Source organism: Rhizobium sp. ZK1 (assembly GCF_047782645.1).
GTDB lineage: Bacteria > Pseudomonadota > Alphaproteobacteria > Rhizobiales > Rhizobiaceae > Rhizobium.
The window spans coordinates 1,777,015-1,800,877 of the sequence record NZ_CP180587.1 but is presented as its reverse complement, the minus strand read 5'-3'; the positions used below and the strand labels follow the sequence as shown (position 1 = coordinate 1,800,877).

At 58.8% G+C, this 23,863-nt stretch carries 23 protein-coding genes and 3 pseudogenes; 20 read left to right on the top strand and 6 right to left on the bottom strand.

The window, feature by feature from the left end; all coding sequences use genetic code 11:
- Positions 1 to 434 precede the first annotated feature (434 nt).
- Genes ACK9YZ_RS30955 through ACK9YZ_RS30940 form a run of 4 tightly spaced genes read left to right on the top strand, consistent with a single transcriptional unit; the run spans position 435 to position 6,322 of the window.
- A complete protein-coding gene (locus tag ACK9YZ_RS30955) occupies positions 435 to 3,866 on the top strand; it encodes a response regulator (protein WP_416067307.1) in 3,432 nt (1,143 codons plus the stop codon).
- Positions 3,863 to 4,702, top strand: coding sequence for a CheR family methyltransferase (locus ACK9YZ_RS30950; protein ID WP_416067306.1), 840 nt, complete (start codon positions 3,863 to 3,865; stop codon positions 4,700 to 4,702). Before ACK9YZ_RS30955 ends, ACK9YZ_RS30950 begins: the two co-directional genes overlap by 4 nt.
- On the top strand, positions 4,699 to 5,265 hold the full coding sequence (locus tag ACK9YZ_RS30945; protein WP_216759799.1) for a chemotaxis protein CheB: 567 nt from the start codon (positions 4,699 to 4,701) through the stop codon (positions 5,263 to 5,265). The genes ACK9YZ_RS30950 and ACK9YZ_RS30945 overlap by 4 nt, the downstream gene beginning before the upstream one ends.
- Before the next feature lies 1 nt (position 5,266).
- On the top strand, positions 5,267 to 6,322 hold the full coding sequence (locus ACK9YZ_RS30940; RefSeq protein ID WP_216759798.1) for a sensor histidine kinase: 1,056 nt from the start codon (positions 5,267 to 5,269) through the stop codon (positions 6,320 to 6,322).
- A gap of 12 nt (positions 6,323 to 6,334) precedes the next feature.
- On the opposite strand, the pseudogene ACK9YZ_RS30935 reads toward ACK9YZ_RS30940, so the two are convergent.
- The 3 genes and pseudogenes from ACK9YZ_RS30935 to ACK9YZ_RS30925 all read right to left on the bottom strand — a co-directional run.
- Positions 6,335 to 6,436, bottom strand: a pseudogene (locus ACK9YZ_RS30935) (IS630 family transposase); the annotation flags it as partial.
- A gap of 17 nt (positions 6,437 to 6,453) precedes the next feature.
- Positions 6,454 to 6,606, bottom strand: a pseudogene (locus ACK9YZ_RS30930) (IS630 family transposase); the annotation flags it as partial.
- 29 nt (positions 6,607 to 6,635) lie between these two features.
- Positions 6,636 to 7,250 carry a GAF domain-containing protein gene (locus ACK9YZ_RS30925; protein WP_216759797.1) on the bottom strand — a complete coding sequence of 205 codons (615 nt, stop codon included), beginning with the start codon at positions 7,248 to 7,250 and terminating at the stop codon, positions 6,636 to 6,638.
- A 664-nt stretch (positions 7,251 to 7,914) separates the two neighbouring features.
- Here ACK9YZ_RS30925 and ACK9YZ_RS30920 point away from each other — a divergent pair.
- From ACK9YZ_RS30920 to ACK9YZ_RS30905, 4 genes are all read left to right on the top strand, one after another.
- Entirely contained in the window at positions 7,915 to 8,790 is an 876-nt protein-coding gene (locus ACK9YZ_RS30920; RefSeq protein WP_416067305.1) for a bile acid:sodium symporter family protein, read from the top strand.
- Between the two features lie 237 nt (positions 8,791 to 9,027).
- Positions 9,028 to 9,243, top strand: coding sequence for a hypothetical protein (locus ACK9YZ_RS30915; protein ID WP_416067304.1), 216 nt, complete (start codon positions 9,028 to 9,030; stop codon positions 9,241 to 9,243).
- 11 nt (positions 9,244 to 9,254) lie between these two features.
- Positions 9,255 to 10,169 carry a hypothetical protein gene (locus tag ACK9YZ_RS30910; RefSeq protein ID WP_416067303.1) on the top strand — a complete coding sequence of 305 codons (915 nt, stop codon included), beginning with the start codon at positions 9,255 to 9,257 and terminating at the stop codon, positions 10,167 to 10,169.
- Positions 10,170 to 10,458: 289 nt separating this feature from the next.
- Positions 10,459 to 10,746: a hypothetical protein gene (locus tag ACK9YZ_RS30905; RefSeq protein WP_216759793.1), complete on the top strand. Its 288-nt coding sequence runs from the start codon at positions 10,459 to 10,461 to the stop codon at positions 10,744 to 10,746.
- Between the two features lie 121 nt (positions 10,747 to 10,867).
- Here the strand turns inward: ACK9YZ_RS30905 and ACK9YZ_RS30900 are convergent, their stop codons facing one another.
- Positions 10,868 to 11,290: a DUF3775 domain-containing protein gene (locus ACK9YZ_RS30900; RefSeq protein ID WP_216759792.1), complete on the bottom strand. Its 423-nt coding sequence runs from the start codon at positions 11,288 to 11,290 to the stop codon at positions 10,868 to 10,870.
- Between the two features lie 350 nt (positions 11,291 to 11,640).
- On the opposite strand from ACK9YZ_RS30900, the gene ACK9YZ_RS30895 reads away from it, so the two are divergent.
- Positions 11,641 to 11,955: a GYD domain-containing protein gene (locus ACK9YZ_RS30895; RefSeq protein ID WP_216759790.1), complete on the top strand. Its 315-nt coding sequence runs from the start codon at positions 11,641 to 11,643 to the stop codon at positions 11,953 to 11,955.
- Positions 11,956 to 12,150: 195 nt separating this feature from the next.
- Here the strand turns inward: ACK9YZ_RS30895 and ACK9YZ_RS30890 are convergent, their stop codons facing one another.
- Positions 12,151 to 12,651, bottom strand: a complete 501-nt coding sequence (locus ACK9YZ_RS30890; RefSeq protein ID WP_416067302.1) for a CBS domain-containing protein — start codon at positions 12,649 to 12,651, stop codon at positions 12,151 to 12,153.
- 126 nt (positions 12,652 to 12,777) lie between these two features.
- Here ACK9YZ_RS30890 and ACK9YZ_RS30885 point away from each other — a divergent pair, with 126 nt between their 5' ends.
- From ACK9YZ_RS30885 to ACK9YZ_RS30875, 3 genes are all read left to right on the top strand, one after another.
- Positions 12,778 to 13,512: a phosphoribosyltransferase gene (locus ACK9YZ_RS30885; RefSeq protein ID WP_416067301.1), complete on the top strand. Its 735-nt coding sequence runs from the start codon at positions 12,778 to 12,780 to the stop codon at positions 13,510 to 13,512.
- 205 nt (positions 13,513 to 13,717) lie between these two features.
- Entirely contained in the window at positions 13,718 to 14,170 is a 453-nt protein-coding gene (locus tag ACK9YZ_RS30880) for a pyridoxamine 5'-phosphate oxidase family protein (protein WP_216759789.1), read from the top strand.
- 285 nt (positions 14,171 to 14,455) lie between these two features.
- Positions 14,456 to 15,103 (top strand): BON domain-containing protein, encoded by a 648-nt coding sequence (locus ACK9YZ_RS30875; protein WP_416067300.1) that lies wholly within the window; start codon positions 14,456 to 14,458, stop codon positions 15,101 to 15,103.
- Positions 15,104 to 15,360: 257 nt separating this feature from the next.
- Here ACK9YZ_RS30875 and ACK9YZ_RS30870 read toward each other — a convergent pair whose 3' ends face one another.
- Entirely contained in the window at positions 15,361 to 16,167 is an 807-nt protein-coding gene (locus ACK9YZ_RS30870) for an AraC family transcriptional regulator (protein WP_416067299.1), read from the bottom strand.
- 71 nt (positions 16,168 to 16,238) lie between these two features.
- On the opposite strand from ACK9YZ_RS30870, the gene ACK9YZ_RS30865 reads away from it, so the two are divergent.
- The 8 genes and pseudogenes from ACK9YZ_RS30865 to ACK9YZ_RS30830 all read left to right on the top strand — a co-directional run bounded on the left by ACK9YZ_RS30865 (position 16,239) and on the right by ACK9YZ_RS30830 (position 23,732).
- The gene (locus ACK9YZ_RS30865) at positions 16,239 to 16,604 is read left to right on the top strand and encodes a hypothetical protein (RefSeq protein WP_416067298.1); all 366 of its coding nucleotides are present in this window, start codon (positions 16,239 to 16,241) and stop codon (positions 16,602 to 16,604) included.
- Positions 16,601 to 18,634: an FUSC family protein gene (locus tag ACK9YZ_RS30860; protein ID WP_416067297.1), complete on the top strand. Its 2,034-nt coding sequence runs from the start codon at positions 16,601 to 16,603 to the stop codon at positions 18,632 to 18,634. Before ACK9YZ_RS30865 ends, ACK9YZ_RS30860 begins: the two co-directional genes overlap by 4 nt.
- Positions 18,631 to 18,840 carry a DUF1656 domain-containing protein gene (locus ACK9YZ_RS30855; RefSeq protein ID WP_416067296.1) on the top strand — a complete coding sequence of 70 codons (210 nt, stop codon included), beginning with the start codon at positions 18,631 to 18,633 and terminating at the stop codon, positions 18,838 to 18,840. Before ACK9YZ_RS30860 ends, ACK9YZ_RS30855 begins: the two co-directional genes overlap by 4 nt.
- Positions 18,837 to 19,715 carry an efflux RND transporter periplasmic adaptor subunit gene (locus ACK9YZ_RS30850; protein ID WP_416067295.1) on the top strand — a complete coding sequence of 293 codons (879 nt, stop codon included), beginning with the start codon at positions 18,837 to 18,839 and terminating at the stop codon, positions 19,713 to 19,715. Before ACK9YZ_RS30855 ends, ACK9YZ_RS30850 begins: the two co-directional genes overlap by 4 nt.
- A 367-nt stretch (positions 19,716 to 20,082) precedes the next feature.
- Positions 20,083 to 20,259 (top strand): annotated as a pseudogene (locus tag ACK9YZ_RS30845) (short-chain dehydrogenase); the annotation flags it as partial.
- Positions 20,260 to 20,621: 362 nt separating this feature from the next.
- Positions 20,622 to 22,103: a SidA/IucD/PvdA family monooxygenase gene (locus ACK9YZ_RS30840; protein WP_416067294.1), complete on the top strand. Its 1,482-nt coding sequence runs from the start codon at positions 20,622 to 20,624 to the stop codon at positions 22,101 to 22,103.
- Entirely contained in the window at positions 22,096 to 22,731 is a 636-nt protein-coding gene (locus tag ACK9YZ_RS30835; RefSeq protein ID WP_416067293.1) for a 2-hydroxychromene-2-carboxylate isomerase, read from the top strand. The genes ACK9YZ_RS30840 and ACK9YZ_RS30835 overlap by 8 nt, the downstream gene beginning before the upstream one ends.
- Positions 22,731 to 23,732, top strand: a complete 1,002-nt coding sequence (locus ACK9YZ_RS30830) for a dipeptidase (RefSeq protein ID WP_416067292.1) — start codon at positions 22,731 to 22,733, stop codon at positions 23,730 to 23,732. Before ACK9YZ_RS30835 ends, ACK9YZ_RS30830 begins: the two co-directional genes overlap by 1 nt.
- Positions 23,733 to 23,863: the final 131 nt, after the last annotated feature.

The following is a 23,863-nucleotide window of genomic DNA, read 5'->3' as shown; positions in this document are numbered from 1 at the left end:
GTCTTGCCCGCGCCGGGCTGGTCCTGGACGATGTAGGATGCGCCCTCGATCAGGCCTTCGCCGAGGTTGGCATCAAGGCCGGGTGATGCCGGTTATGAGTCTTGGAAGTTCATGTGCCACGAAGATCGTCCCGTTCTGATGCCCCGGCCGCAACCTAGATCGGTCAAGTGATCTTGCAACCATCTATTCCAGCTCGTCGTACCGAGCAGAGGCAAAGGCCGGTCGGTCCATGCCGGAAGTGCCGCGGATCCCAAGGATCAAAGAAAAAACTCGCGCAAGCGCATCGATCTGTTATTGCGGTTCCTTCAATTGCTCGGAAATTGTTTCGCCTGCCCTATGTTGTTGGCATTCGGACGACGCCCGAATAACCCTGCCGATACGCAACATGCGACCGCATGGTGCGAAAGTTTCCTGCCCTTTACGAGAGACGCTCAATGGAACGACGCCAGACGCCCCAGATGACAACATATGGTGTCGGGTTGGATCCGGGTGTCGCGATCGGTCTGGCCTGCGCGTTCTTCTTCTTCATCGCAAGTGGTTTGATCGCCTATTCCAATCTTCAGGATCTACGCACCGGCAATGAGCGGGTGGTCCAGACGCATGTGGCGATCGTCGCTTTGGACGAGCTGCTGTCGAAGGTACAGGACGCAGAAACCGGTCAGCGTGGTTTTCTGCTCACCGACAACGAGACGTATCTCGCCCCTTACAATCTCGCCCTGCAGTCGATCCCGCCGCAGCTCGACAAGGTGGCATCGCTGACGGGCGCCAATCCGGGCCAGAGCCAGAGACTGGCGACGCTGCGCCAGCATGTCGAAGCCAAACTCGCTGAACTAGCCGGAACCATCAGACTGCGCCAGTCAACGGGGCTTGAAGCTGCACTCGCCGTCGTCAACTCCGATCGCGGCAAGGCGGAAATGGATGCGATCCGCGCGCAGATTGCCGCTATGGCAGTCGGCGAGTCAGAAGTCCGCTCCCAACGGCTGATCGAGATGAATGCCGCGCAACAGACGGCGTTTCTCAGCACCCTCCTTTCCGGTGCGCTCGGGGTCGCCTTGACGGCTGCCATCGCGTTCCTCATCCGGCGGAACACCCTGGCGCGGCGCCGGGATGAATGGCTGCAGACCGGCCAGGTCGAGCTTGCAGCAGCCATGATGGGCGATCAGCCGATCGAAAAACTCGGCGACAGCATCCTTCAATTCCTGGCGCGCTATGTCGGTGCCGTCGCCGGCGCCGTCTTCACAGGCGGCGGCGACCGGTTCGATCGCGCCGCGACCTACGGCGTGCCGTCTGAGGCTGATATCCCATCGCGGGTCAAGAGCGGCGAAGGCCTGATCGGTCAGGCAGCCGCCGAAGGCAGGTCGCTGACGATCGACGACGTACCGGACGGCTACCTGGCGTTCGGCTCGGCGCTCGGCGCAGGCAAACCACGTCACCTCGTCATCCTGCCGGGCAAGGTCGATAATTCGGTCAACGCAGTCGTCGAGCTTGGTTTCCTCCGAGGGCCGGACGAACACGTCACGACGCTGCTCGAACGCGCATCGGACGCGATTGCGGTCGCTGTGCGGTCGGCCGTCTTCAGAACCGAGTTGCAGGACCTCCTCGAAGAAACGCAGCGCCAATCCGAAGAACTCCAGACCCAGAGCGAGGAGCTTCGCGTTTCGAATGAGGAACTGGAGGAGCAGAGCAGGGCACTGAAGGAATCGCAAGCCCGCCTGGAGCAGCAGCAGGTCGAGCTCGAGCAGACCAATTCGCAGCTCGAAGAACAGGCCCAGCAGCTCGAAGCGCAGCGTGACGACCTCGAACGCGCCAATGCCTCGGTTCAGCTCAAGGCGCGCGAGCTGGAACAGGCGAGCCAGTACAAGTCCGATTTCCTCGCCAACATGTCGCACGAACTTCGGACGCCGCTCAACTCGTCGCTTATCCTGGCCAAGCTTCTCGCCGACAATCCGCAGGACAATCTGACGGAAGAGCAGGTCAAATATGCCAGGACTATCCAGGCTTCCGGCAACGATCTCTTGAACCTGATCAACGACATTCTCGACCTGTCGAAGATCGAGGCGGGGCATGCGGAGATCCGGCCGGAGGTCGTAGCGCTCGAGCGTATCGCCGCTAGTCTGCGCCAGACATTCCAGCCGCTCGCGGCCGACAAAAAGCTCGACTTTGCGATCGATATCGATGACCGGACGTCGACATCGATCGACACCGATCCGCAAAGACTGGAACAGGTCCTCAAGAACCTTTTGTCGAATGCGATCAAGTTTACCGAGAAGGGTCAGGTCCGTTTGTCGATCCGCGGAAACGGAGAGGGGCAGGTCGTCTTTTCCGTGTCCGACACGGGGATCGGAATCGCATCGGAACACCAGCAGAGCGTCTTCGACGCTTTCCACCAGGCCGACGGCACGATCAGCCGCAAGTTCGGCGGGACCGGGCTCGGATTGTCGATCTCGCGCCAATTGGTACGCCTTCTGGGCGGGGCGATCGATCTTGAAAGCGAACCGGGCAAAGGCAGCACCTTCAATCTGACCGTGCCCGAACGGTACGATGCCGCCAAGATCACCCCGCGCGATCTGAGACCAGGCACGCCCGTTACGCCGGCAGTATCGCAGCCCCTCGCACCACAGGTCCCGCCTGTGCTGGCACGGAGGATCGACGACGATCGCGAAGCCTTGGCTGATGGCAAGCGCGTCCTTCTCGTGATCGAAGACGACGAGACGTTTGCCGGTATTGTGCGCGATCTGTCTCGGGAATTGGGGTTCCAGTCGGTGGTCGCAGGAACAGCCGAAGAGGCTCTGATCCTTGCCAAGCAGTTCATGCCGAACGCTGTTGTACTCGATGTCGGCCTTCCCGACCAATCGGGATTGGCTGTCCTCGACCGTCTGAAGAACGATGTTCAGACCCGGCACATCCCGGTGCATGTCGTCTCCGGCAGCGACCATGCAGAGACGGCCTATGCGCTCGGCGCCGTCGGCTATCTGATCAAGCCCGTCAACCGGGAACAGCTTGTCGAGGTATTGCAGAAACTTGAAACTCGCCTTTCCCAGCGCGTCCATCGGGTGCTGATCGTCGAGGACGATCCGGTGCAGCGCGACGCGGTTGCCAGGCTGCTCGGAACCCAGGATGTCGAGACGGTGACCGCCAGCACGGTGGCGGAATGTCTGGAACTCCTCAAGCGCGAAACGTTCGACTGCATGGTGCTCGATCTGACCTTGCCGGACGCATCCGGCTATTCCCTTCTGGAAACGCTGAGCAAGGAGGACGCCTACGCCTTCCCGCCAGTCATCGTCTACACTGGCCGCGAGCTGTCGGCCGACGACGAGCAGCGGCTGCGCCGCTACTCGAAGTCGATCATCATCAAGGGCGCCAAATCGCCCGAGCGGCTCCTCGACGAGGTGAGCCTGTTCCTGCACCAGGTAATTTCGGAACTGCCGGTCGAACAGCAGAAAATGATCCGCAAGGCTCGCAACCGAGATGCCGTCCTCGAGGGTCGCCGCATCCTGATCGTTGAAGACGACGTGCGCAACGTCTACGCGCTGACCAACATCCTGGAGCCGCGCGGGGCCATCGTCGACATCGCCCGCAACGGTCAAGAGGCGCTCGAGGCGCTGGAAAAGACTTCCGTTGACGGCGGGGCGCCAATCGATCTCGTCCTGATGGACGTGATGATGCCGATCATGGACGGCCTGACCGCCACCCGCGAAATCCGCAAGAATCCGGCATGGAAGAAGCTGCCAGTCATCACCCTCACCGCAAAGGCCATGCCCGATGACCAGCAGCGCTGTATCGAGGCTGGCGCCAATGACTATATGGCCAAGCCCCTCGACGTCGACAAACTCTTGTCGCTCGTCCGCGTCTGGATGCCGAAATGACGGAAATCGGAACGCCCGAAAAAGTCGACGATATCGAGATCAGGCTGCTGCTGGAGGCTTTGTTCCTCAAGTATCACTACGATTTCCGCAACTATGCTATGGCGTCGGTCAAGCGCCGACTGAAGCAGGCACGCGAGCAATTGGGCTTTGCCACCTTCTCCGCTCTTCAGGAGAGCCTGCTCCACGAGCCTGCCATGCTGCCGAAGCTGTTGCGGTATCTGACGGTCCAGGTGAGTGAGATGTTCCGCAACCCAAGCTACTTCAGGGCGATCCGGGAGAAGGTCGTGCCGCATTTGAAGACCTATCCCACCCTCAAGGTCTGGGTCGCGGGCTGCAGCGGCGGCGAGGAGCTCTATTCCCTCGTGATCCTTTTTCGCGAAGAGGGGCTCGAGGAGAGGACGATCTTCTATGCCACCGACATCAATCAGGAAGCGTTGCAGGCGGCCGAAGCCGGGATCTATCCGCTCGACCGGCTGCAGCTTTTTACCGAAAACCATCGGAAAGCGGGCGGCAAGACAAGCCTGTCGGAATATTACCAGGCCGCCTACGGCGGAGCCTCGTTCGACAAGGGCCTGCGCCGCAACGTCGTGTTCTCGGACCACAGCCTGGTCACCGACGCAGTCTTTGGAGAAATGCAGCTCATCTCCTGCCGCAACGTCATGATCTATTTCGATCGCGGGCTCCAGGACCGCGCACTCGGCCTGTTTAAAGACTCGCTGGCGCGAAAGGGTTTTCTCGGGCTTGGCGCGAAGGAAAGCCTTCGCTTCTCGAAGCACGCCGGTGAGTTTGCGGACTTCGTGCGGGAAGAAAAGATCTATCAGAGGCAGGACCGATGACGTCGAGCATCTTTGAAGCCGTGGTCATCGGAGCTTCGGCCGGCGCCGTCGATGCCCTCTCGGACATCCTCCCGGCATTGCCGCCGAGTTTTCCGATCCCGATCATCATCGTCGTTCACATTCCTCCGCAAAAGCCCAGCATCATGGCAGACCTGTTCGACGCCAAATGCTCGCTTTTGGTGAAAGAGGCCGAGGACAAGGAGCCGCTTGTTCGCGGCACGATCTATTTCGCCCCGCCCGACTACCATCTCCTCGTTGAAGCCGCCAAGACGCTGGCGCTCTCCAATGAGGAGCCGGTGTTGTTTTCTCGCCCGTCGATCGATGTGCTGTTCGAAAGCGCAGCCGATGCCTATGGACCGGGACTTCTGGCGATTGTGCTCACCGGCGCCAATCACGATGGTTCCGAGGGGCTGCGAGCCGTCGTGGACGCTGGAGGAGCCGGGCTCGTTCAGGATCCGGAAACGGCGTTTTCATCGACGATGCCGGAAGCGGCGATCAAGGCTTGCCCTGGCGCTCAGATGCTGTCGCTTGCGGCAATCGCCGACTATCTTGGAAAGGTTTAACATGGGTCCCGTCCCGTTCCTGCTCGTCGACGATCTCGAGGAAAACCTGCTTTCGCTTGAGGCGCTGCTTCAGCGCGATGACCGTCTTCTGTTGAAGGCCCGTTCAGGCGATCAAGCGCTGGAACTGCTGCTCCAATACGATGTCGCCCTGGCGTTGGTCGATGTGCAGATGCCTGGACTGAACGGTTTCGAACTCGCCGAACTGATGCGCGGCAATGAGCGCACCCGTCGCATTCCGATCATCTTCGTGACGGCCGGAACGGCTGACGGGCGGCGCTTTCGCGGCTACGAGGCCGGCGCGGTGGATTTCATCCAGAAGCCGATCGAGCCGGACGTTTTGCGCAGCAAGGTCGACGTCTTCTTCGAACTCTACCGGCAAAAGCAGCAACTCGCAGCCCAGCGAGACGAACTGGCAGCGCAGGCCGAAGCGTTGAAGGAGGCGGCGCAGCACAAGGACGTTCTACTGCAGGAAATCAACCATCGCATCAAGAACCTCTTCAGCCTGACGGCCGGATTGATTTCGCTGAGCGCGCGGCCAGCCACGAGCGTCGCCGAGCTCGAGTCCGACCTGCGATCGCGGGTGGGCGCACTTGCGCGAGCCCACGAGCTGACGCTTCCGGACTTCGGAAACGGGGCGAACGCCATCAGTTCGGCAACGACCATTTCGGCTCTGCTCAAGGCCATCGTGGCGCCACACGAGCATGACCAAGGCCCCCATGTAACGATCACCGGCAGCGACGCGCCTCTTCAGGGCACAGCGCTCACGTCGCTCGCACTGCTGCTGCACGAGCTGACCACCAATGCCGCCAAATACGGCGGACTGTCCGTGCCGGAGGGCTGCTTGGCAATCGACGTTTCGGCCGCCGACGGCCAGTTGACGCTGCGTTGGGACGAGAGCGGGGTTCCGCCGGTGGATGTTGCGCCCGACCGCGCAGGTTTCGGTACGACACTTGAGCAGGCCGCTTTGCGCGGCCTCAATGGCAAAATCAAGAGGGACTGGCGTTCCGAAGGACTGTCATTGTCGCTGCAGATTCCCCTATCGAACCTGATAGTTTAGAGTGGTATGATTTTAGGTCCATTCATATGCTGCCTCTTTGAAATAGTTCTGGCATTCTTTTGGTGAAACGGTTTGGAGGATGGTTGCGAGGGCGTCATGGATGGCGTTGCGGCTTTTAGAGCAGATCCTGTTTAATCTGGGTCATATCCTGCGGCCTTGAAGTAGTTGGCGCATTCTGCCGTCGTGAAGCGAGGCATCAAGGCGCCCAGCGCGTCCCACAAAGCGTCGATCTTTCGCTCCGCCCGAGCCCGCAACATGGCTTGCAACTTGGAGAATACGTTCTTACAGAACGCCCCTGCGTTGCACGCCGCCCTTATAAGAGATCTTGAAACAGTGCCGCGAGCCTCACGCTATAGGCATGGACCAGCAGATAATCAGTATCATCATATATCCGCATCCGGCGATAGTGCAGAGAATACGTGCCAAGGCACCGGCCATCCAAGCCAACCAACGGGCTGGAGACGATAGAGCGGATTCCCGCGTCGCGGGCGAAGTCCCGAAAGGGAGTGGGGGTTTCGTCCTCGTCGATATCGTAGACGAAAACCGGCTTCTGCAAAGCTAGAGCACGCGGGCTGACTGTGCCATCACCCTGTCTCACCTCCGGGAAGCGATCGACGAAGCCACTGTCAAAATTCGTCTGAGCAAACAGCGAGAGGCAATGCTTCTGTTCGTTCCAGATCCGAAGGCTTCCATGATCGGCGTGATTAGCTCGAACGGCATGGTCGAGGATCAACTCCGCGTCCTCACCGACCTTGAGAGGTACCTCGATCTGAGGACAGGTGAGAAACCAAATGTGTTCCAGCCTTGCGAGCTCTCGCCGGGCATCTTCGATCAGTTCGCGCAGGTGTTCTCTACGAACCGCACTTGCTTCATCTGCAAGTTGCTCTTCGTACTGCACCAGGTTTTGCCGAAGAATAAAGCGGCGCATGTTATTTCACCGGAGCTGACTGGGCACAGGCAAAACACACCTCACGAACCCGTTGGGTCAAACGGACCTAGCCGAGGTGGAATGATATTATTTCATGATGACTCGACGCTCGAACACTGTCAATCACACACAACTCTGGCGATAAGGGGCCGGATAGCGAGTGCTCCAGCTGGGCCACCAGGCAGTGATCGACGGAGGATCGCTCGGCAGTGCCGCGCACCTCGCGAAGCTGCTGGAAAGGTCGATCGCCTTCGCTGCCCAGATCCACGAACCTGGCAGTCGGGATGGACAAGCGAGGGCAAACTTCGTCCGATCGGCTTAAAATATTCTGTCGTCAGCCCTTTGAGACGGCCTTTCATAAGGAACGCATTCGCGGCACCAGGCCTCAGCACTTGGTCTTCGCCCCACCAGTCCCCATCAATATGACCGCGTATCGCAACGACCCGCAGGTACACGACCTGGTGTCCAAAATGCCTGGCCAGACCGGAAAGGCAAAGACGAGATTAGGAGCAAGTAATACGTTTATTGACGGGAATCAAAGCGCCTCCAACAGATTGGATAGACTATGAAATTCTTCGCGGCACGCCAGATTGGGCGATATCCGAAAGATGAGTATTCCGTGGAGTCAAAAATCGCTGCGTGACAGATGCGAGGGAGTGTACTCGTGCTATCGGATTTGCTGAAATATATCCTCCAGATCGCACTGATTTCGTTCATGCTCGGCAGCCTGGTCGATGTTGGCCTGAAGCTTGAGGTCAGGGATGCGGTGGCGGCACTTCGCGACCGGCACTTCGTCGTGGCGAGCGTTCTGTCTGCGTTCCTCGTTGGACCGCTTCTTGCTATCCTCATCGTATGGGCGCTTGCGTTACCACAGCCTTACGCGCTCGGCCTGCTCTTGCTGGGTTTTGCCCCCTGCGCTCCCTTCATGCCCGCTCTTTCTGATCTGGCGAAGGCTGATTCTGCCTATGCTGCGGCATTCATCATGATCGCTGCGCTCGGAACCATTGTCGTGATGCCTTTTGCTGTGCCGTTCGTTGCTCCCGAGCTTGACGCAGGCGTGGGCTCGATCGCCCGCCCGCTCCTCCTTCTCGTTCTGGCCCCTTTCGCGGCAGGCATCGCATTCCGACGCCTGTCAGCCAGGTGGGCGGATAGATGCCATCCGATCATGAAAACACTCGTCACTTTGAACATTCTCTTGCTTCTGATCATTGCAATCGCGCAAAACTGGCGTGACGTCATCGGTGCTGTCGGAACCTGGGCGATCGCGGCACAGTTCATTTACTATTGCGGCTTGGCAATCTGCTCCTACGCAATCTCTCTGAAACTTCCACTCGACAGGCGAGGCGTTGTAACGCTTGGTGTTTGCACGAGAAATGTCGGCGCAGCGCTGGCGCCGCTGTCTGCTGTTTCCAACGCCGACCCCCGATCCAGCACGATGTGCATTCTCGCCGCCTTCATCACGCTCCTCGTCGGATTTCTCGTAGCCAAGCTTCTCGCTCGGCTGGAGACGAAGGGAAGGCTCGAAATGACAGAGGCCTAGCCTGGCCGGATTGCCGGGCAGATCCGCAGCCGAACAGGTCCCAGGATCGACATGCCCGATGGCACCGGAGATGTGTCGCAAATGACGATTTTGATCTGCCGCAATGCCGGCAGCGCATGTGCTGGTAGCCTCGCTCGATAGCGCTCGCGCACCTTCTCATCCCGCATCTCGCAGGAAAGCGCCCGAGCAGAAGAACATCGGCTTGTGAGATCAACTGCCATGATCGTGACCCGAAGAATGAGCTACATCTGCGTCCCGGCGCGTTTCGGCCTTTTCAACGTCGTCGATCGCAACACCGGTTTGCCGCCTGACATTGATGTCACGGCAGTTTTCCTGACGCGCAATGAGGCGCGGCATCTCATTGCGGCGCTGGAAGGAGACGTGCGGCCGGCACCCAACGTGTCGCAAAGCAGCGTTCCCGATCCTTTCGCCAAGGACTGTGTTTGTACGTGAAGGATGTCGTAATGATAGATGCACGACCTTTGCGGGCGGCGGCTGTTGTGCCGACAGCGCTCGATGTCCAGAACCAGCTGGAGCGAATTCTTGCGAGCGAGGATTTTCGGCTGTCGAAGCGCGCAAGAAGGTTTTTGCGATTTGTCGTTCAGGAAACGCTCGCCGGAAGATCACGATACCTGAAGGCATATACGATCGCCGAGTCGGTGTTTGCGAAACCGAATTTCGATGCGCAGAACGATCCCGCAGTCCGCATCGAGGCGCGTCGGATCAGGAGCGAATTGGAGCGCTTTTATCTGAAGTCCCGAGATTTCGAACCCGTGCTCATCACTATACCGAAAGGCGGTTATGTTCCTTCATTCATCATGAACACTGCACCCTGTAGGCGCCAAGGTCACCCGCCAGGTCCCGTCATGTCCGCCAGCAGGAGAACCGGTCTATCCAATTATTTGCGGCAGCCTGTCCTGTTTTGGGTTGGTGCGGCCGGATTGAGCGTTGCGGTAGCGGCGCTGCTCCTTGCACATGCACCCTCACTCGCCGAGACGTCGGCTGAGCCCCTTGAGGAGCAGCTGAAGCCAACCGTCATCGTGGAACCATTCTACGCCGCCGGTGGGGCCGAGGCGCGCTTCCTCAGAGATCAGATCATAGTCCGGCTGGTGGCTGGCGGGAAAATCTCGGTTATCGTCCAATCGGCTGGGCCAGACCATTTGCAGGGACAACATTATCTCCTGCAGGCAGGCACGAGAGGAGCGCAGGGGCCGATGCGGCTGACCGCCCGCCTCGTACGAGAAGGCGATGGTGTGGTTTTGTGGTCTCGCAGCTACGATTTGAACGCGCGTTCCAGCGCGTCGACGGAGTCGGAATCGGCACTCGCCAGCGACGTCGCACGAGACGTCGCGGCGACTCTTCAAGCCTCGAACTCATAGCACGCTCGACTGAAGTTGGAGCAATACCGATGCACCGAACAGCTCACAGAACTCGAGATCGCCGCACCGGGAGAGACAGGCATAATTGGATCTACCGCGTGGCGAAACGCAATCGGGAAAGCTGCCGATATCGCGACCACGTAGTAGGCTCGCCGTTCTTATTGCTCTTTTGATGCGCGTCAAAGAAGGATTTTGGCCGATCTCTTAGATTGTTTTGGATCCATCGGACCTCGGCTGGCGTTCAACCAAGGCCTGTCCCAAGAACGCAAAATTCAGAAGGTCGCCGCTCATGTCGTTGAAACTGGTCAGTGGAATGATGAAGTCGTCTGGCGAGGAAGCTCTGCTCCTGATGGAGGCTGCCGGGGCGGAGCATATTGTCCTTGTCAGCAAAGAGGCCCTCATGGCGGTTGCAGAGCCACCGCGCTGTGATGAGAGCCGCTTGCAGGAAAACATCGATGTTTTCAGCCAAATCGCTGATGCCAAATACGCCGCCGGGGGCGCGGAGCCTGATGGTCGCATTAGAATAACGGCAGACGACGTTGGCACCTGGTTCCGTTCACGAGAGGCGGCAACATGATCGCCGGAGGTTTAGTTGCCGATCAAGAGCCGACTTTGCTTCATGGCGGATGTCCGATGGCTTCGACAATCGCACCTCGATGAATTGGTCGAACTGGAAGGGGCGGTCCGACATCGCCTTGTCAACCTTCCATTAAGGTGGCTTCTGTCTCGCCGAACTGGTCAAGCGCCTCTTCAAGGTAATCCGACAGCAGCGGCATGCCCAGCAGATAGGAGGCAGTGCGTCCGTTGTGCGCGTCGGCGGCCTGCTGGCGAAGGTCGTCCCAGTCCGCGGCATCCCCATCGCCACGCCCAAGCCAGGAAAGTGCCACAAGGTCGATCTGTTCGTCCTCGTTAAGCGCCCAGATCACGCTGCGCAATTCCTGCTCCACCGAGTCGTCGGGGTGGTCTTCAAGGATTTCGATCATATTGTCATCCGTCGGATTGGAGCCCGGATCCGGCTCGGTCATGACGTCTTTGGCATCGAACTCTCTTGCCTTGAGGATGACGTAGCGCACTTTCTCGGGCGAAATGCCCGGCTTCCATTCTTCGCCTACACCAGTCATCGACAGCCTCCTTTCGCGCGTGAGGATTTCAAGCATCTTGATCCCGATTACATGTCACGCTTTGCGTTGCGTCAAACGGGACGCCTATGAGCGGAAATAAGGCGGTCATGGGTGAGGCAAAATGGCCGCACGCCTGCATGCCGACCGTCCGATGAGAGCAGAGCCGTGACGGGCGGCTCAACAGGATGTGTTTTTACAGCGGCCGCCCGCTGACCGCGGCGGATATCTGTAACGCTCGAGAACGCGCCCGCAAAGCCAGGTCGTGCGGCATTTCAGTTTCCAATTGACGCCCATCAATGTCCTCAGCGCAATTCGGATCCACGTTGATCTCCTCATCAAGGAGGTACAAGATGTCGACATTCATCATGCTCACCCGCTTGAGCCATGAGGCTCTGAGAAACCCCCGCGCCATGAAGACCCTGAGCCATGAACTCGCTCAATATATACGACGTGATTGTCCCGAGGTGCGCTGGATTTCAAGTTTTGTAGTGCTTGGTCCGGCAGACTATGTCGATATTTTTTCCGCGCCCGATATGCTGTCTGCGACGAAGGTGGCAACACTCGTAAGGACGTTCGGCCATGCCACAACGGAGATCTGGCCCGCGACCGAATGGCCCGAGTTTGAGAAATTGCTTCAACAGCTTCCGTCATTGATTACTGAATAGTCGGCTCAATTAGCGGCGCTGATCGTTTCAAGGCTCAGGCGAACCAGAATGCGCCAACGACTTCAGAGCTGCAGGATATGATCCAGATCGAACAGGATCTGCTCTAAGTGGGAGGATGTTCTTCGATCGATTGACTTTTTCGTGCGAGCTGAAACTCCCGCCATGCAGGCATGGCGGGAGGAAATGCAGGACTTATCAGGCGTGATGACCGCTGACCGCTCTCAGCAATTCTTCAGCAAGCGGCCGACTGCCGCAGTGCGTAATGTCGCCGATGGCAAGCATACCAACGATCTCGTCTTCTGCATTCATGACAGGCAGGCGCCGGATCTTATGCTTTTCCATCATGCGTACTGCTTCCTCAATGCGGTCCGACGTATGGCAGAATGTTGCGCCCGGCGACATGACCTCCCGTGCCGTAATCCCGGAAGCATCGTGACCATCGGCAAGGACGCGTATGGTGAGATCGCGGTCAGTAATCATCCCGATCATGCGCCCGTTCTCGGTGACGGGAACGGCTCCGATATCCTGCTTTTTCATCAGTTTGGCGACCTCATTGATACGCGTGGTCGGCGAAACTGATTGAACCTGCTTATGCATCGCTTCTGATACATGCATGATATGTCCTCCTGGTCCAAAACAGAACGTACCTGTCGAAGTTTCCAGGAACGGGTCAGCAACTGCATTGACCAGGGTCAATGCAGTTACACACGAATGCCCCTCGCTTCCGCAACGTTAAACCAGGTCGACCACACAGGTACGGTCTCTTTCCGTTCTGCAAACTTGACGGAGATCAATGCAACAAAGTCGTCATCGTGTTGTCCTGTGCAGATTTTCAACACCGGCGTCTCCGCCCTGCAGCCGACAGCAGGGATGGCGGCGGATGCGGCCGGCGTTAGAAAGGAGCCGCCGATGTTGTTCGATGACCGAACCGACGCGGGCAGGAAGCTCGCTCAAGCTCTTGAAAGATACAAGAATGATCATGTCGTCGTGCTCGCGCTTCCACGTGGAGGCGTGCAGGTAGCAGCCGAGATAGCAAGATATCTGGATGCTCCGCTTGACCTGCTTCTGGTACGAAAAATCGGCGTCCCCATGCATCCGGAGCTCGCGATGGGAGCGATCGTCGACGGATTGGAGCCAATCGTCGTCCGCAACGAGCACGTTCTCCGCCTCGCAGGTGTGCCCGAATCCTCGTTCGAGGACGTGCAGCGGCGCGAATGGGAGGAGATTGAACGTCGTCGGCACCGGTATCTTGGCGTCAGCCCTCATCAGGAAGTCTTCGGGCGCATCGTCGTGATCGTCGATGATGGCATTGCCACAGGTGCGACAATGATGGCGGCCATTCGTGCGTTGAGGCAACGCAAACCGAGTAAGATCGTCGTGGCTGTACCTGTCGCGCCTCTTGAAGCGCTCGAGCAATTGAACCAGGCAGCCGATGAGACTGTCTGCTTGTCCACCCCCGCCTTCTTTGAGGCAATAGGTGCTCATTATCGGGACTTTCGGCAGCTGAGCGACGATGACGTCATCGCATTGATCCAGTCGGTCCCGGCCACGCCATGATGCCCGCTATGCGTCACACCTCGGCGGAGCAGATCGCCCGATCGCTCCCAGACGATCGGCATCAATGAACATTTGGTGCAGTTGCTGATGGAAGGCGGTCCTGGAGGTGTCAGATTACTGCCTGCCGCCGCTCAAGTGTTGCACTGCGTTGGTTAAGACATCGCGAGAACGCCGCTCCATTGCGTTTTTACCGGAGGCAATCGCCATGACCATTGAGGAACTGAACGCAGAGGACTGCTTTAACGTGCTTCAACACGCAAGAACCGGGGTGTTGGCATGCAGCTACCATGACAGGCCCTACGCGGTGCCTATTCAAATCGCCTATGACGAACGAAAGATTTATGCGTTTTCGTTGGAGGGCAAGAAGATCGAAATCATGCGTGCCAATCCGCAAGTTTGTCTTCTCGTGCAGGAAAAGAAGGGATCCAGAGACTGGTACACCGTCCTTGCTTGCGGGCGGTTTGAAGAATTTCGCGACGAGGATGGCTTCGCCGGTGAGATGCATCACGCCTGGAGCCTGCTGCAGAGGAAGAGCGAGTGGTGGGAGCCGGGGGCCATCAAGCCCGAGGGCTACGGAAATGATCGCCCGTACAAGCACGTCTTCTTCGGGATTTGGATCGAAGAAATCTCCGGTAGGCATAGCAAGGAGATCGAATGACATCGCGGGCTCAGACGGTACCGCTGCATTACACGCCCCTTTGATGCAGATCAAAGGTCCCGAAGCAGCTTTCTGATATTAATTTCTATCATGGTTGCGCCTACCTGAACCATGATCGGGCGTGGTGAGGTTCATCGTTCGCGTGCTGCCTTAAGTCGCTGCCGGAGGGTGCTCCAGCAGAGCGCGGCTGCGTGCGACACCGGCAAACCGCCCGAATGCATCTCACATGTCACCACGTGATCTTCACCTTTGCTTTCTCGCGTCCCCACATGAAAGGAGCAAGTCATGGACGATCTGACACTGAGACAGAACATCCTCGATGAACTGGAATTCGAACCGAGTATTGACGCTGCCAATATTGGCGTCGCCGTCGATAATGGCGTCGTGACACTGACCGGCCACGTGAGTTCCTATCTTGAGAAGGAAACCGCAGAAGGGGTCGTGAAGCGGGTGAAAGGGGTGCGCGCGATTGCCGAGGAGATTGGCGTGCGCATTGCCGGGACGTACGAAACCGAAGATGAGGACATCGCCCGCCGTGCCGTCAATACGATCGATTGGAAGGTTTCCATTCCAAGGCAAGCGGTCCAGGTTAAGGTCGAGAATGGATGGCTTACGTTAACCGGCGAGGTCGAGTGGCAATACCAGAAGACCGCAGCCTATGATGCCGTTCGCGACCTCGCCGGGGTCGTCGGCGTTTCCAATTTGATCGAGATAACCCCACGGCTGAGTGCTGGCGACGTCAAGAAGCGTATCGAAGATGCCTTCAAGCGTGATGCAGAACTTCAATCTCAAGCCATCCAGGTGGAGGTTGCGGGAAGCAGCGTGACGCTCAAGGGCAAAGTCCACAGCTGGTCTACGCGGCGTGCTGCTGAACATGCCGCGTGGTCGGCACCGGGCATCCGCAATCTCAACGACCAGATTGCCGTCGACTAGCAGATGAAAATCCGATCTCGGAGGGCGATCCCGAGTGCTTACGCAGTTCCACCGTCTCCTATCGACAGGACCGAACTAGCAGATGCCGGCGAGGCGTGACGGCAACGCCGCCGGCACGCAGATATCTGTGGATGGTATTGGATAGGCCCGTGCTGCGGTGTATCTCCCGGACCATACGGGATTGAAACATGGGTCGATTCTCAGTGATATTTTCCCGCAATCCCGGGTCAGCTCTCAGCGCAAATCAACACTGAATCCTATCGATCGAAATCTTTAAGGTATTTGGCGGGAGACACGCCGAGCGCTTTCTTGAACATCGTGATGAACGCAGACACCGATTCGTAGCCAAGATCGCCCGACACCTGCTGCACTGGTGCACCTGCTGCGAGGCTGCGGATTGCAATAATCAGCTGTAGTTGTTGTCGCCAACGGCCGAAGGTCAGGCCCGTCTCTTGTTGAACAAGGCGAGCGAGTGAGTTCTCGCTCAAGGCCATTCGCTTTGCCCATTGCGCTACCGTGCTTGGGTCGGAGGGATCCTTGACAAGCGCGGTCGCAATGCGCTCCAGCCTCGGCTCCCCTGTCAGCGGCAGATGCAAGTGCTCGACTGGCATCTTCGATAGAGCCGACAGAAGCAGGGTCGTGATGAGTTCACCATCGACCTCTGCGACCTCGGACCGGTCAGCCAATTCGATGATGAGCTCCCTGACGAGGGGCGAAAGCGCAAGGGTGCAGCAGCGGTTCGGCATCTCGACCGCAGTTGGCTCGATGAATAAGTAGAACAAGCGCGCGTTGGCTGTCGCTGCATTGCTGTGCGGCATACCGGCAGGAACCCAGACGCCGCAATGAGGGGGAACCATCCACATTCCGCGGGGAACGCGACATGTCACTCCGCCCCGCAGCGGCATGACGAGTTGCCCCTTGCGGTGGCTATGTTCTGGAGCTTCCCGCTCGTTTTGCGACACGTCGATCCGGATGGCATGCACTCGCGATGCGTGCTCTTCGAGATCTTGATCAAGGAGGGCGCCAGGGAGCGACACCCGTGGAAGGGGGAATTTAGTGATCATCTGAGGGAATATCTAAATTTCTCAGCACAATTTGTCGATAGTCTTTAGCGAAATGAATTCGGAGAGTGATCATGGCAGCTGATGAGCACGCCCCTCACTGGGTGTCTGACGTGGTTCAAACGGAACTTCGAGAGCCACAAAAGTTCTGCGGCAGGACGTGCATCCTGCTTTTCCCGCCCATCGACAACTGGCTTCCGCGCCCCTCCGTAACGAGACGCATCGCAAAGAAGCTCCTTTCAAAAGTTCGCGCCATCCTTGCCTCCAATACGCCTTCCATGTCTCCAGCTGAATGTGAGAAGGCGGCGGAGGCTTATCTGCATGCCTGCACCGCTGTTCCGTTGTTCTGCTATGTATCACCGGCACTCTATGGTCTTGCGAGCAAAGTCGGCGAGCAGGCCCTCGAGCACGGTGGTTCCCAAGCTGGAGATGAGCGGTGAACGCGCGACCGGTGGTCACCACGAGCAGTGTGATCTTTTCGGTAAAGACGTTCATCGCGGCGATGCTCGCCTATTTTATCGCGATCCGTTTTGATCTGCCGCGACCGTCCTGGGCGGTGGCCACGGTCTACATTGTTGCTCATCCGCTTTCCGGCGCGGTCGTGTCAAAATCGATCTATCGGCTGCTGGGAACGCTCATTGGCGGCGCGGCCACGATCATCATGGTCCCTAATCTGGTGAACGAACCGATCCTCCTGTCGGGCGCGATCATCTTGTGGGTGTCTGGATGCACGTTCATCAGCCTTTTAGATCGCACGCCGCGCAGTTACGTTCCTCTACTGGCGGGTTATACTGTGCTTCTGGCGGGGCTGCCGCTGGTCACCGCTCCGGCAACTGCGTTTGACACTGCCGTCTCTCGCGTCGAGGAGATCGGGCTGGCGATTATCTGCGCCTCGATCGTCAGTCATATTGTTCTTCCGGTCCATGTGGGTGCGGTGCTTCTCGACCGCATCGATGGTTGGATAGCGCGAACGCAAGACCTTTTGACCACAACAGCAACAGGCAAAGCAGATAAAACCCGAAGCAGGGGAGAACGACTTGCTTTGGCCGCAGAGGCGGCCGATCTGCGGTCGCTTGCGGTGCATCTTCAATATGACGGGTCGCGATATCGCCGTGCTGCATTCCTGGTTCGGTCGCTGCAGCATCGGATGGTGGCTTTCCTCCCACTATTGAGCGAACTTGCGGATCTCCGCCGTTCACTGGAAAGGCTTGAAACCTCCACTTCACAAGAGGCTCTGTCGTCGATCAGTCAGGCAGCTTCTTGTAGGTCAAACGCCTCTCGCAACGCCTTCAGGCGGGAGATCGATGCGCTTGTCCCTTTGGCCGCGCCTCCGTCCTGGGAAAAGCTGGTACTTGCCAATGTCGCACGCAATCTCAGCGATATTCTTCACCTTGCCGATGCGTGCCGCGACCTTCGAGATGCCGTTGAAAAGGAGAATGTGGGGGGAGTGGCCAGCCGCTTCCGCCACCGGGATCGAATATCAGCGCAGCACCGCGACTTTGGAATGGCTTTGCTGTCAGCACTGACAATCGCGACCTGCTTGGTGACGGCCATGCTATTCTGGATCGCAAGCGGCTGGACCGACGGAATGACATTCGCTCAAATCTCGGGCGTCCTTTGCTGCTTGCTCGCGACAATGGACGATCCGGTCCCCGCAATGAGAAAATTTGCCGATGTTACGATCGGCTCTGTCATCGCGGCGTTCGTCTATGGCTTTGCGATCCTGCCGATGATCGACGGCTTTGCACCACTCGTTGCCGCGCTCGGACTATTTCTGATCCCCGCCGGCATATGCCTGGCCGTGCCTTCGCTCGCGATCGTCGGCATGGGCCTTTGCATAAACTTTCCGCTTCTTCTCACGCTGCAGGCCCATCAGAGCAACGACTTTTTGGCCTTCGCAAACGCCGCAATCGCGACCGTCCTTGCGATGATATGGGCGATCCTGATCTCCGGCATCTTCCGGTCTGTTCGGGCTGAAACCAATGCAAGACGACTGTTTTCTGTGTCCCAGCGACATGTGTCAAAGATCGCGGCCGGTGGACACACCGATGCAGAGCTCACCCACCATCGCCTCATCGATGTTGCCGGTCTTTTTGCTTCGAGAGCTGCGAAACTGTCGCCGACCTCGGACATCTCGAATGGAGACATCATTCGAGATCTGCGAACGGGACTTCACCTTATCGCTGTTCAAGAACTGCTTGTAGACCTCTCCGAAGTGACGCAACCAGCGGCAAGCGCAGTTCTCTCGAGGGTGGCGCAGCTGTACGATCTTGCCCCCGCTGATCGGGACAAACCTCTTGCGGAGGCGCTCGGGGGGGTGGACGATCTGATCATGACGCTGGCGGTTTCGAACCCTGTTGATACGGAAGAAGAGCTTCTGATGCACGCCGTTGCCCTTCGTATCTGCCTCGCTCCGGAGGTTGATCCACCGATGTTTCCGAAGCCACCTTCTTTGGGGAAAGCCGCGTGACCGGGCAACTCGATCTTTATGGCGTCTTCCTGCCTTCGCTTGGGGTATTCGCCTTGTTGGCCTACGGTGTTTTTCGCGCCCTTGCATGGCTTCTCGGCAAAGTCGGATTTTATAGCGCGGTGTGGCACAGGCCCCTCTTTGACCTGGCATTGTACATCAGCCTTATCGGCATGTTTTCCGTTGCCAGCAACTGGACTTCAAGATGAAAAACATAGCGTTCTTTTCGGGCCGCGTTCTCCTGACCCTGTCAATGGCCGCCTGCGCGGCAGTTTTTGGCTGGCACCTGTGGTCCTTCTACATGGAAGCCCCGTGGACCCGGGATGCGCATGTCCGGGCCGACATCGTCCGGCTGGCGCCAGACGTTTCGGGCCTGGTTACGGAGGTCGTCGTGTCGGATAACGCCCATGTGGAGAAGGGAGCGCCTCTGTTTCGCATTGAAAGAGACCGCTTCGAGCTTGCGCTGCGTGAGGCGGAGGCCCAGGTCCAAAGCACTCAAGCTGCTGCCGAGCTGGCGAGGGTCGATTTCGAACGGTATCAACTGCTCGCATCAAAAGAAGCAGCTAGCCTTAAAGATCGACAGCATGCTGAAGCCCAGATGCATCAGGCGGACGCTGCATACCAATCGGCGATTGCCGCTCGGGATCTGGCGAAGCTGAACCTTCAACGGACGACGGTGAGTGCGCCGGCATCTGGAACGGTCACGAACTTCTCTCTTCGCAGCGGGAACTACGTGTCCGTCGGAAACGCAGTCGGCGTGCTTGTTGAAAACGACGCCATGTACGTCGCGGGATATTTCGAAGAGACGAAGCTCCCCCGGATCCATGTCAATGACGAGGTGCGCGTCGATATCATGGGCGAAACGCTACCAATCATCGGACATGTTGCAAGCATCGCGGCTGGAATCGAGGATCGGGAACGAAGCGATTCCGCCGGCTCGTTCGCAAGCGTGGCGCCGACATTTTCGTGGGTGCGTCTCGCTCAAAGGATCCCGGTGCGGATCGAGATTGATCATATACCAAGTTCTGTTCAACTCGTTGCGGGCAGAACCGCGACGGCCTCTATCCTCCAAAACAGCAAATGAAATACGGTGCCTGTACGATACAACTTGGGTCGGCAGGTGCGGGTTGCTTCAAAGAACATGCGGTCGGCCCTCGAAATGGACGGACGGGCCATTGTTGACGAGATACCGGAGAACATACCATTGCGTGGATTCCGGATCGAAGGGCCGCATGCGCTCGTCTACGAGAGCCCGGCCCGCGAAGTAACACCGCTTCGTCCAAGCCCCACAGGTAGCGAACGAATGTCAATGTTCGATGCGGTCTGGTTCGGATGAGGTGATCTCAGAGTGCTGGACCAGAAAGCTGGACAGTCGTCGTCGCGAGAGCGGCGCGATCAAGCGGGCAATTCAGACGACCGGTCGCGATGCGGCAACGGCTTCAAGGTAGCCGTGGTCCAGGGAGGGTGCCGCGCTGATTGGCGTGCACTACACCGCCAATGCGGATGCGGCCAATGCCACGGTACGCGACATCGAGGCGCTTGGCGTCAAGGCCGTCGCCGTGAAGGCCGGCCTCAGACAGGGCAAGGACGCGGCCAAAAGCCTCTGGGCGCAGTTCAGCGAAGCAGCCGACGCCCACATTCATCCCTTGACCGGCAGACACCGGATCAGGCCTACTTCAACGCGCTGGCACCAATGATGGTGGCGGTATAATCGAGGCGGAAATCCACTTAGCGGCACCAAGCTGTTCAAACAAACCGAGCCGGCTCTCAGATCAATATCACCGGCGAGCATCGCTGGCTAAAGCCATTAGCGTAGGATTCCACCCCTCCCGTATGCGCCCCATCAGTTTCGATCGGCCGCCTTGCCTGACCCACTCCGCTCAGGAGGAGCCGCAATTCGCCGCGATTGATTTTTAGCGTTGGCATTTACATTTCGATATTTGCATCATATTATTCGCATAATGTCTTTTTAGAATAATGAGACAATTAAGTGGGAACAAACGATCTACCCCGCCCGGCATCACTTGAAGCTCTGGAAAAGCGGCTTGAGCTCGACTTGCTCTGGCTCAACCAGCCGCCCAAGGCGTGGCTTCCTGGGATCAAAGTGGATGGAGTGGAAGTACTCGACGTCGCCGTCATTGGCGCGGGGCTCTGCGGACTGATAACGCTTGCCGCCTCGAGAAAGGTCGGCATCAGAAATGCCCGAGCCTTCGACCGCGCGCCAGAAGGGCGGGAAGGCCCCTGGATCACCTATGCGAGGATGGAGACGCTTCGCACCCGCAAGGACGCCGTAGGGCCGGCGCTTGGCATCCCGTCCTTGACGTTCCGTGCTTGGTTCGAAGCGCAATATGGGGCTCAAGCCTATCTCGACTTAGGCCTCATTCCCCGCCCGATGTGGATGGACTATCTCGTCTGGTATCGACAGGTGCTCGATCTCGACGTGGTTAACGACGCTGCGCTGACTGCGATTGGCTTCCGCTCCGATGGCCTGATCGCTCTGGAGTTCGACAGAGCCGGAACGACGGAGCAGGTTCTCGCCCGCCGCGTGGTTCTGGCGACCGGCCTAGACGGGCTCGGCGCTCCGACGCTTCCGGATGTCGCCATGCGTATACCGTCGCGCTTCGTTAAGCACGGCGCCGATCTCATCGATATGGCATCCTTGAAGGGCAAGCGTGTTTCGGTCGTCGGCGCCGGCGCATCGGCGATGGACAATGCTGCGGCCGCCCTGGAGGCGGGCGCGGCGCGCGTCGACATTTTCGTGCGTCGTGCCGATATCCCGCGTGTCGACAAATTCACCGGAGTCGGCAGCCAGGGGATGACGCACGGATATGTCGGCTTGCCGGATGCGGACAAGTGGACCTATATGGTCGCCGGCGAACGGGCCCAGATTCCGCCGCCGCGCCACAGCGTGCTGCGCGTCTCGCGCCATCCGAACGCTTTCTTTCATCTGGCGAGCCCGATAAACGATCTCGTCGAGGCTGGTGATGCGGTGGACGTCGTAACGCCGAAAGGGCGTTGCCGGACCGATCTGGTGATCTTCGCGACGGGCTTTTCGGTCGATTTCGGCAAGCGGCCGGAATTTTCTGCGCTTGCCGGCAAGATCCTGCTCTGGCGCGATGCTTATACTCCGCCTGCCGGCTGGGAGCATGAAGGGATCGGTTCCACGCCCTATCTCGGGCCTTCTTTCGAATTCCTGCCAAAGCCGGGGCTCGATCCCGTTGTCGCCGCCTCGGTCTCGCGGATCGCCTGCTTCGCCTATCCGGCGGTTCCCTCGCACGGGAAGATCACCAGCGGGATTCCCTCGATCAGCGATGGTGCGTTGCGCCTTTCGACGGGTCTCGCGCGCTCGCTTTTCGTGGAGGATCGGACATACCATCTCGATCGCTTTTTCTCCTTCGACACGCCGGAGCTTATGGGCGACGAATGGACGGATGCGGATATTGACGAGGACATGAGCATTGCGAATGGATGAACGACGCCCGGAGCTCCAGATTTTCTACGGCATCTCGTCGCCATGGGCCTATTTTGGCGCCCGGCGGGCCATTGCGATTGCCGCTGAGAACGGCGCGGCCGTGCGGCTCAGGCCGATCCGCATCATCGAGGCGAATGGCGGCATTCCGCTGCGCAAGCGTCCCGATGCGCGCCAGCTCTACCACGAGGTCGAATTGCGCCGGTGGCGGGACTATCTCGGCATGCCGCTTAACCCGAAGCCGAAATTCTACCCTTGCCGGACGATCGAGCCCGCCGCGCAGGCGGTGATCGCGATCCAGAAGGCGGGTCTTGACGCGATTTCCTTCTCGTTCGCCGTGCAGCGGGCGCTTTGGGCCGAGGACCGAGACATTGCCGACCTCTCCACGCTCCGCGACATCGCGCGGGCAACGGCCGGCGAGGCGGCCGCAGGGCTCGTCGCCGATCCGCAGGTGGATGACATCGTCGCGGAGTGGCACGGCAATCTCGCTGACGCAGAGCGGCTCGGCATCTTCGGGACGCCAACCTACGTCGTCGGCAGGGAGCTTTTCTGGGGCCAGGATCGGCTGGAGTTCGTCGACCGCGCCTTGAAGGCCAGCAACACCACTGAAATGCGTGAGGAGAAGGCGTGATGACCGACGCAAGAAAACTGCATGACGAGGCGATCATCGTGGATGGCCTTCAGACCTGCCAGTGGAGCCGGTCGATCTTCGAGGAAATGCGTGCCGGGGGGCTGACAGCCGTCAACGTCTCCTCCCTTCTTTGGGAGAATTTCCGCGAAGGGATCGGTTACGTTTCCGAGTGGAAGCGCTTTCTGCGCGAGAACGACGACATCATCCGGCCGGTCCGCACCGTCGCCGACATCCATGCTGCCAAGGCGGAAGGCAAGACCGGCATCATTATTGGGTGGCAGAACACCTCGCCCCTGGAAGACAAGCTCGACTACGTGGAGATCTTCAAGGATCTCGGTGTCGGCATCATGCAGCTCACCTACAATACCCAGAACTATTCCGGCGCGGGCTATCTGGAAGAGGTCGACAGCGGGCTCACCGGGTTCGGCAGGGAAGTGCTGGCGGAAATGAACCGCGTCGGCGTGCTCTGCGACCTCAGCCACGTGGGCGACAAGACCAGCGCCGACGTCATCGCCTATTCGAAAAAGCCGGTCTGCATCTCGCATGTCCTGCCGCGGGCGCTGCGGGACGTCAAACGCAACAAGCCGGACGAACTGCTTCTCGCCTGCGCGGAAAAGGGCGGCCTGATCGGCGTCAGCCTGTTTGCGCCGGGCCTTGCGGCCGGCAACGACGCGACGGTCGAGGACTACCTGGATGCCATGGCCTATGTGATCGATCTCGTCGGTGAGGATCATGTCGGGATCGGCACGGACTTTTCGCTCGACCGGCCGCGCCCCGGTCCCTGGCTGCTCTGGGCCAACAAGGACAAGGGCACTGCGCGGACGCTGACCGAATTCGGCTCCGTGAAGATATCGAAGCCAAAGGGAATCCAACGGATGACCGAGATGCCGAACCTCACGGCCCGCATGCTGGCACGCGGCTGGAGCGAGGAACTGGTGCTCAAGCTTCTCGGCAGGAACTGGCTGCGTATGCTCGACGCGGCCTGGACGCCGATGGCCTGATCTTCTCCGACATGGATTGTCGGCGGGAAGAAACGGCCTCGGCTAATCGAGCGTAAGGCCGCGTTTGCGGGAACAGGGAACTGCATGGCGACAAAAGAATAAATGCCATGCCTCAAACTGGAGAGACGGAC

What these genes read in the sequence shown, in the direction of transcription:
- ACK9YZ_RS30955 (WP_416067307.1), top strand. Translation starts at nt 435, where the DNA reads ATGGAACGACGCCAGACGCCCCAGATGACAACATATGGTGTCGGGTTG.
- ACK9YZ_RS30950 (WP_416067306.1), top strand. Translation starts at nt 3,863, where the DNA reads ATGACGGAAATCGGAACGCCCGAAAAAGTCGACGATATCGAGATCAGG.
- ACK9YZ_RS30945 (WP_216759799.1), top strand. Translation starts at nt 4,699, where the DNA reads ATGACGTCGAGCATCTTTGAAGCCGTGGTCATCGGAGCTTCGGCCGGC.
- ACK9YZ_RS30940 (WP_216759798.1), top strand. Translation starts at nt 5,267, where the DNA reads ATGGGTCCCGTCCCGTTCCTGCTCGTCGACGATCTCGAGGAAAACCTG.
- ACK9YZ_RS30925 (WP_216759797.1), bottom strand. Translation starts at nt 7,250, where the DNA reads ATGCGCCGCTTTATTCTTCGGCAAAACCTGGTGCAGTACGAAGAGCAA.
- ACK9YZ_RS30915 (WP_416067304.1), top strand. Translation starts at nt 9,028, where the DNA reads ATGAGCTACATCTGCGTCCCGGCGCGTTTCGGCCTTTTCAACGTCGTC.
- ACK9YZ_RS30910 (WP_416067303.1), top strand. Translation starts at nt 9,255, where the DNA reads ATGATAGATGCACGACCTTTGCGGGCGGCGGCTGTTGTGCCGACAGCG.
- ACK9YZ_RS30905 (WP_216759793.1), top strand. Translation starts at nt 10,459, where the DNA reads ATGTCGTTGAAACTGGTCAGTGGAATGATGAAGTCGTCTGGCGAGGAA.
- ACK9YZ_RS30900 (WP_216759792.1), bottom strand. Translation starts at nt 11,290, where the DNA reads ATGACTGGTGTAGGCGAAGAATGGAAGCCGGGCATTTCGCCCGAGAAA.
- ACK9YZ_RS30895 (WP_216759790.1), top strand. Translation starts at nt 11,641, where the DNA reads ATGTCGACATTCATCATGCTCACCCGCTTGAGCCATGAGGCTCTGAGA.
- ACK9YZ_RS30880 (WP_216759789.1), top strand. Translation starts at nt 13,718, where the DNA reads ATGACCATTGAGGAACTGAACGCAGAGGACTGCTTTAACGTGCTTCAA.
- ACK9YZ_RS30875 (WP_416067300.1), top strand. Translation starts at nt 14,456, where the DNA reads ATGGACGATCTGACACTGAGACAGAACATCCTCGATGAACTGGAATTC.
- ACK9YZ_RS30870 (WP_416067299.1), bottom strand. Translation starts at nt 16,167, where the DNA reads ATGATCACTAAATTCCCCCTTCCACGGGTGTCGCTCCCTGGCGCCCTC.
- ACK9YZ_RS30865 (WP_416067298.1), top strand. Translation starts at nt 16,239, where the DNA reads ATGGCAGCTGATGAGCACGCCCCTCACTGGGTGTCTGACGTGGTTCAA.
- ACK9YZ_RS30850 (WP_416067295.1), top strand. Translation starts at nt 18,837, where the DNA reads ATGAAAAACATAGCGTTCTTTTCGGGCCGCGTTCTCCTGACCCTGTCA.
- ACK9YZ_RS30835 (WP_416067293.1), top strand. Translation starts at nt 22,096, where the DNA reads ATGGATGAACGACGCCCGGAGCTCCAGATTTTCTACGGCATCTCGTCG.
- ACK9YZ_RS30830 (WP_416067292.1), top strand. Translation starts at nt 22,731, where the DNA reads ATGACCGACGCAAGAAAACTGCATGACGAGGCGATCATCGTGGATGGC.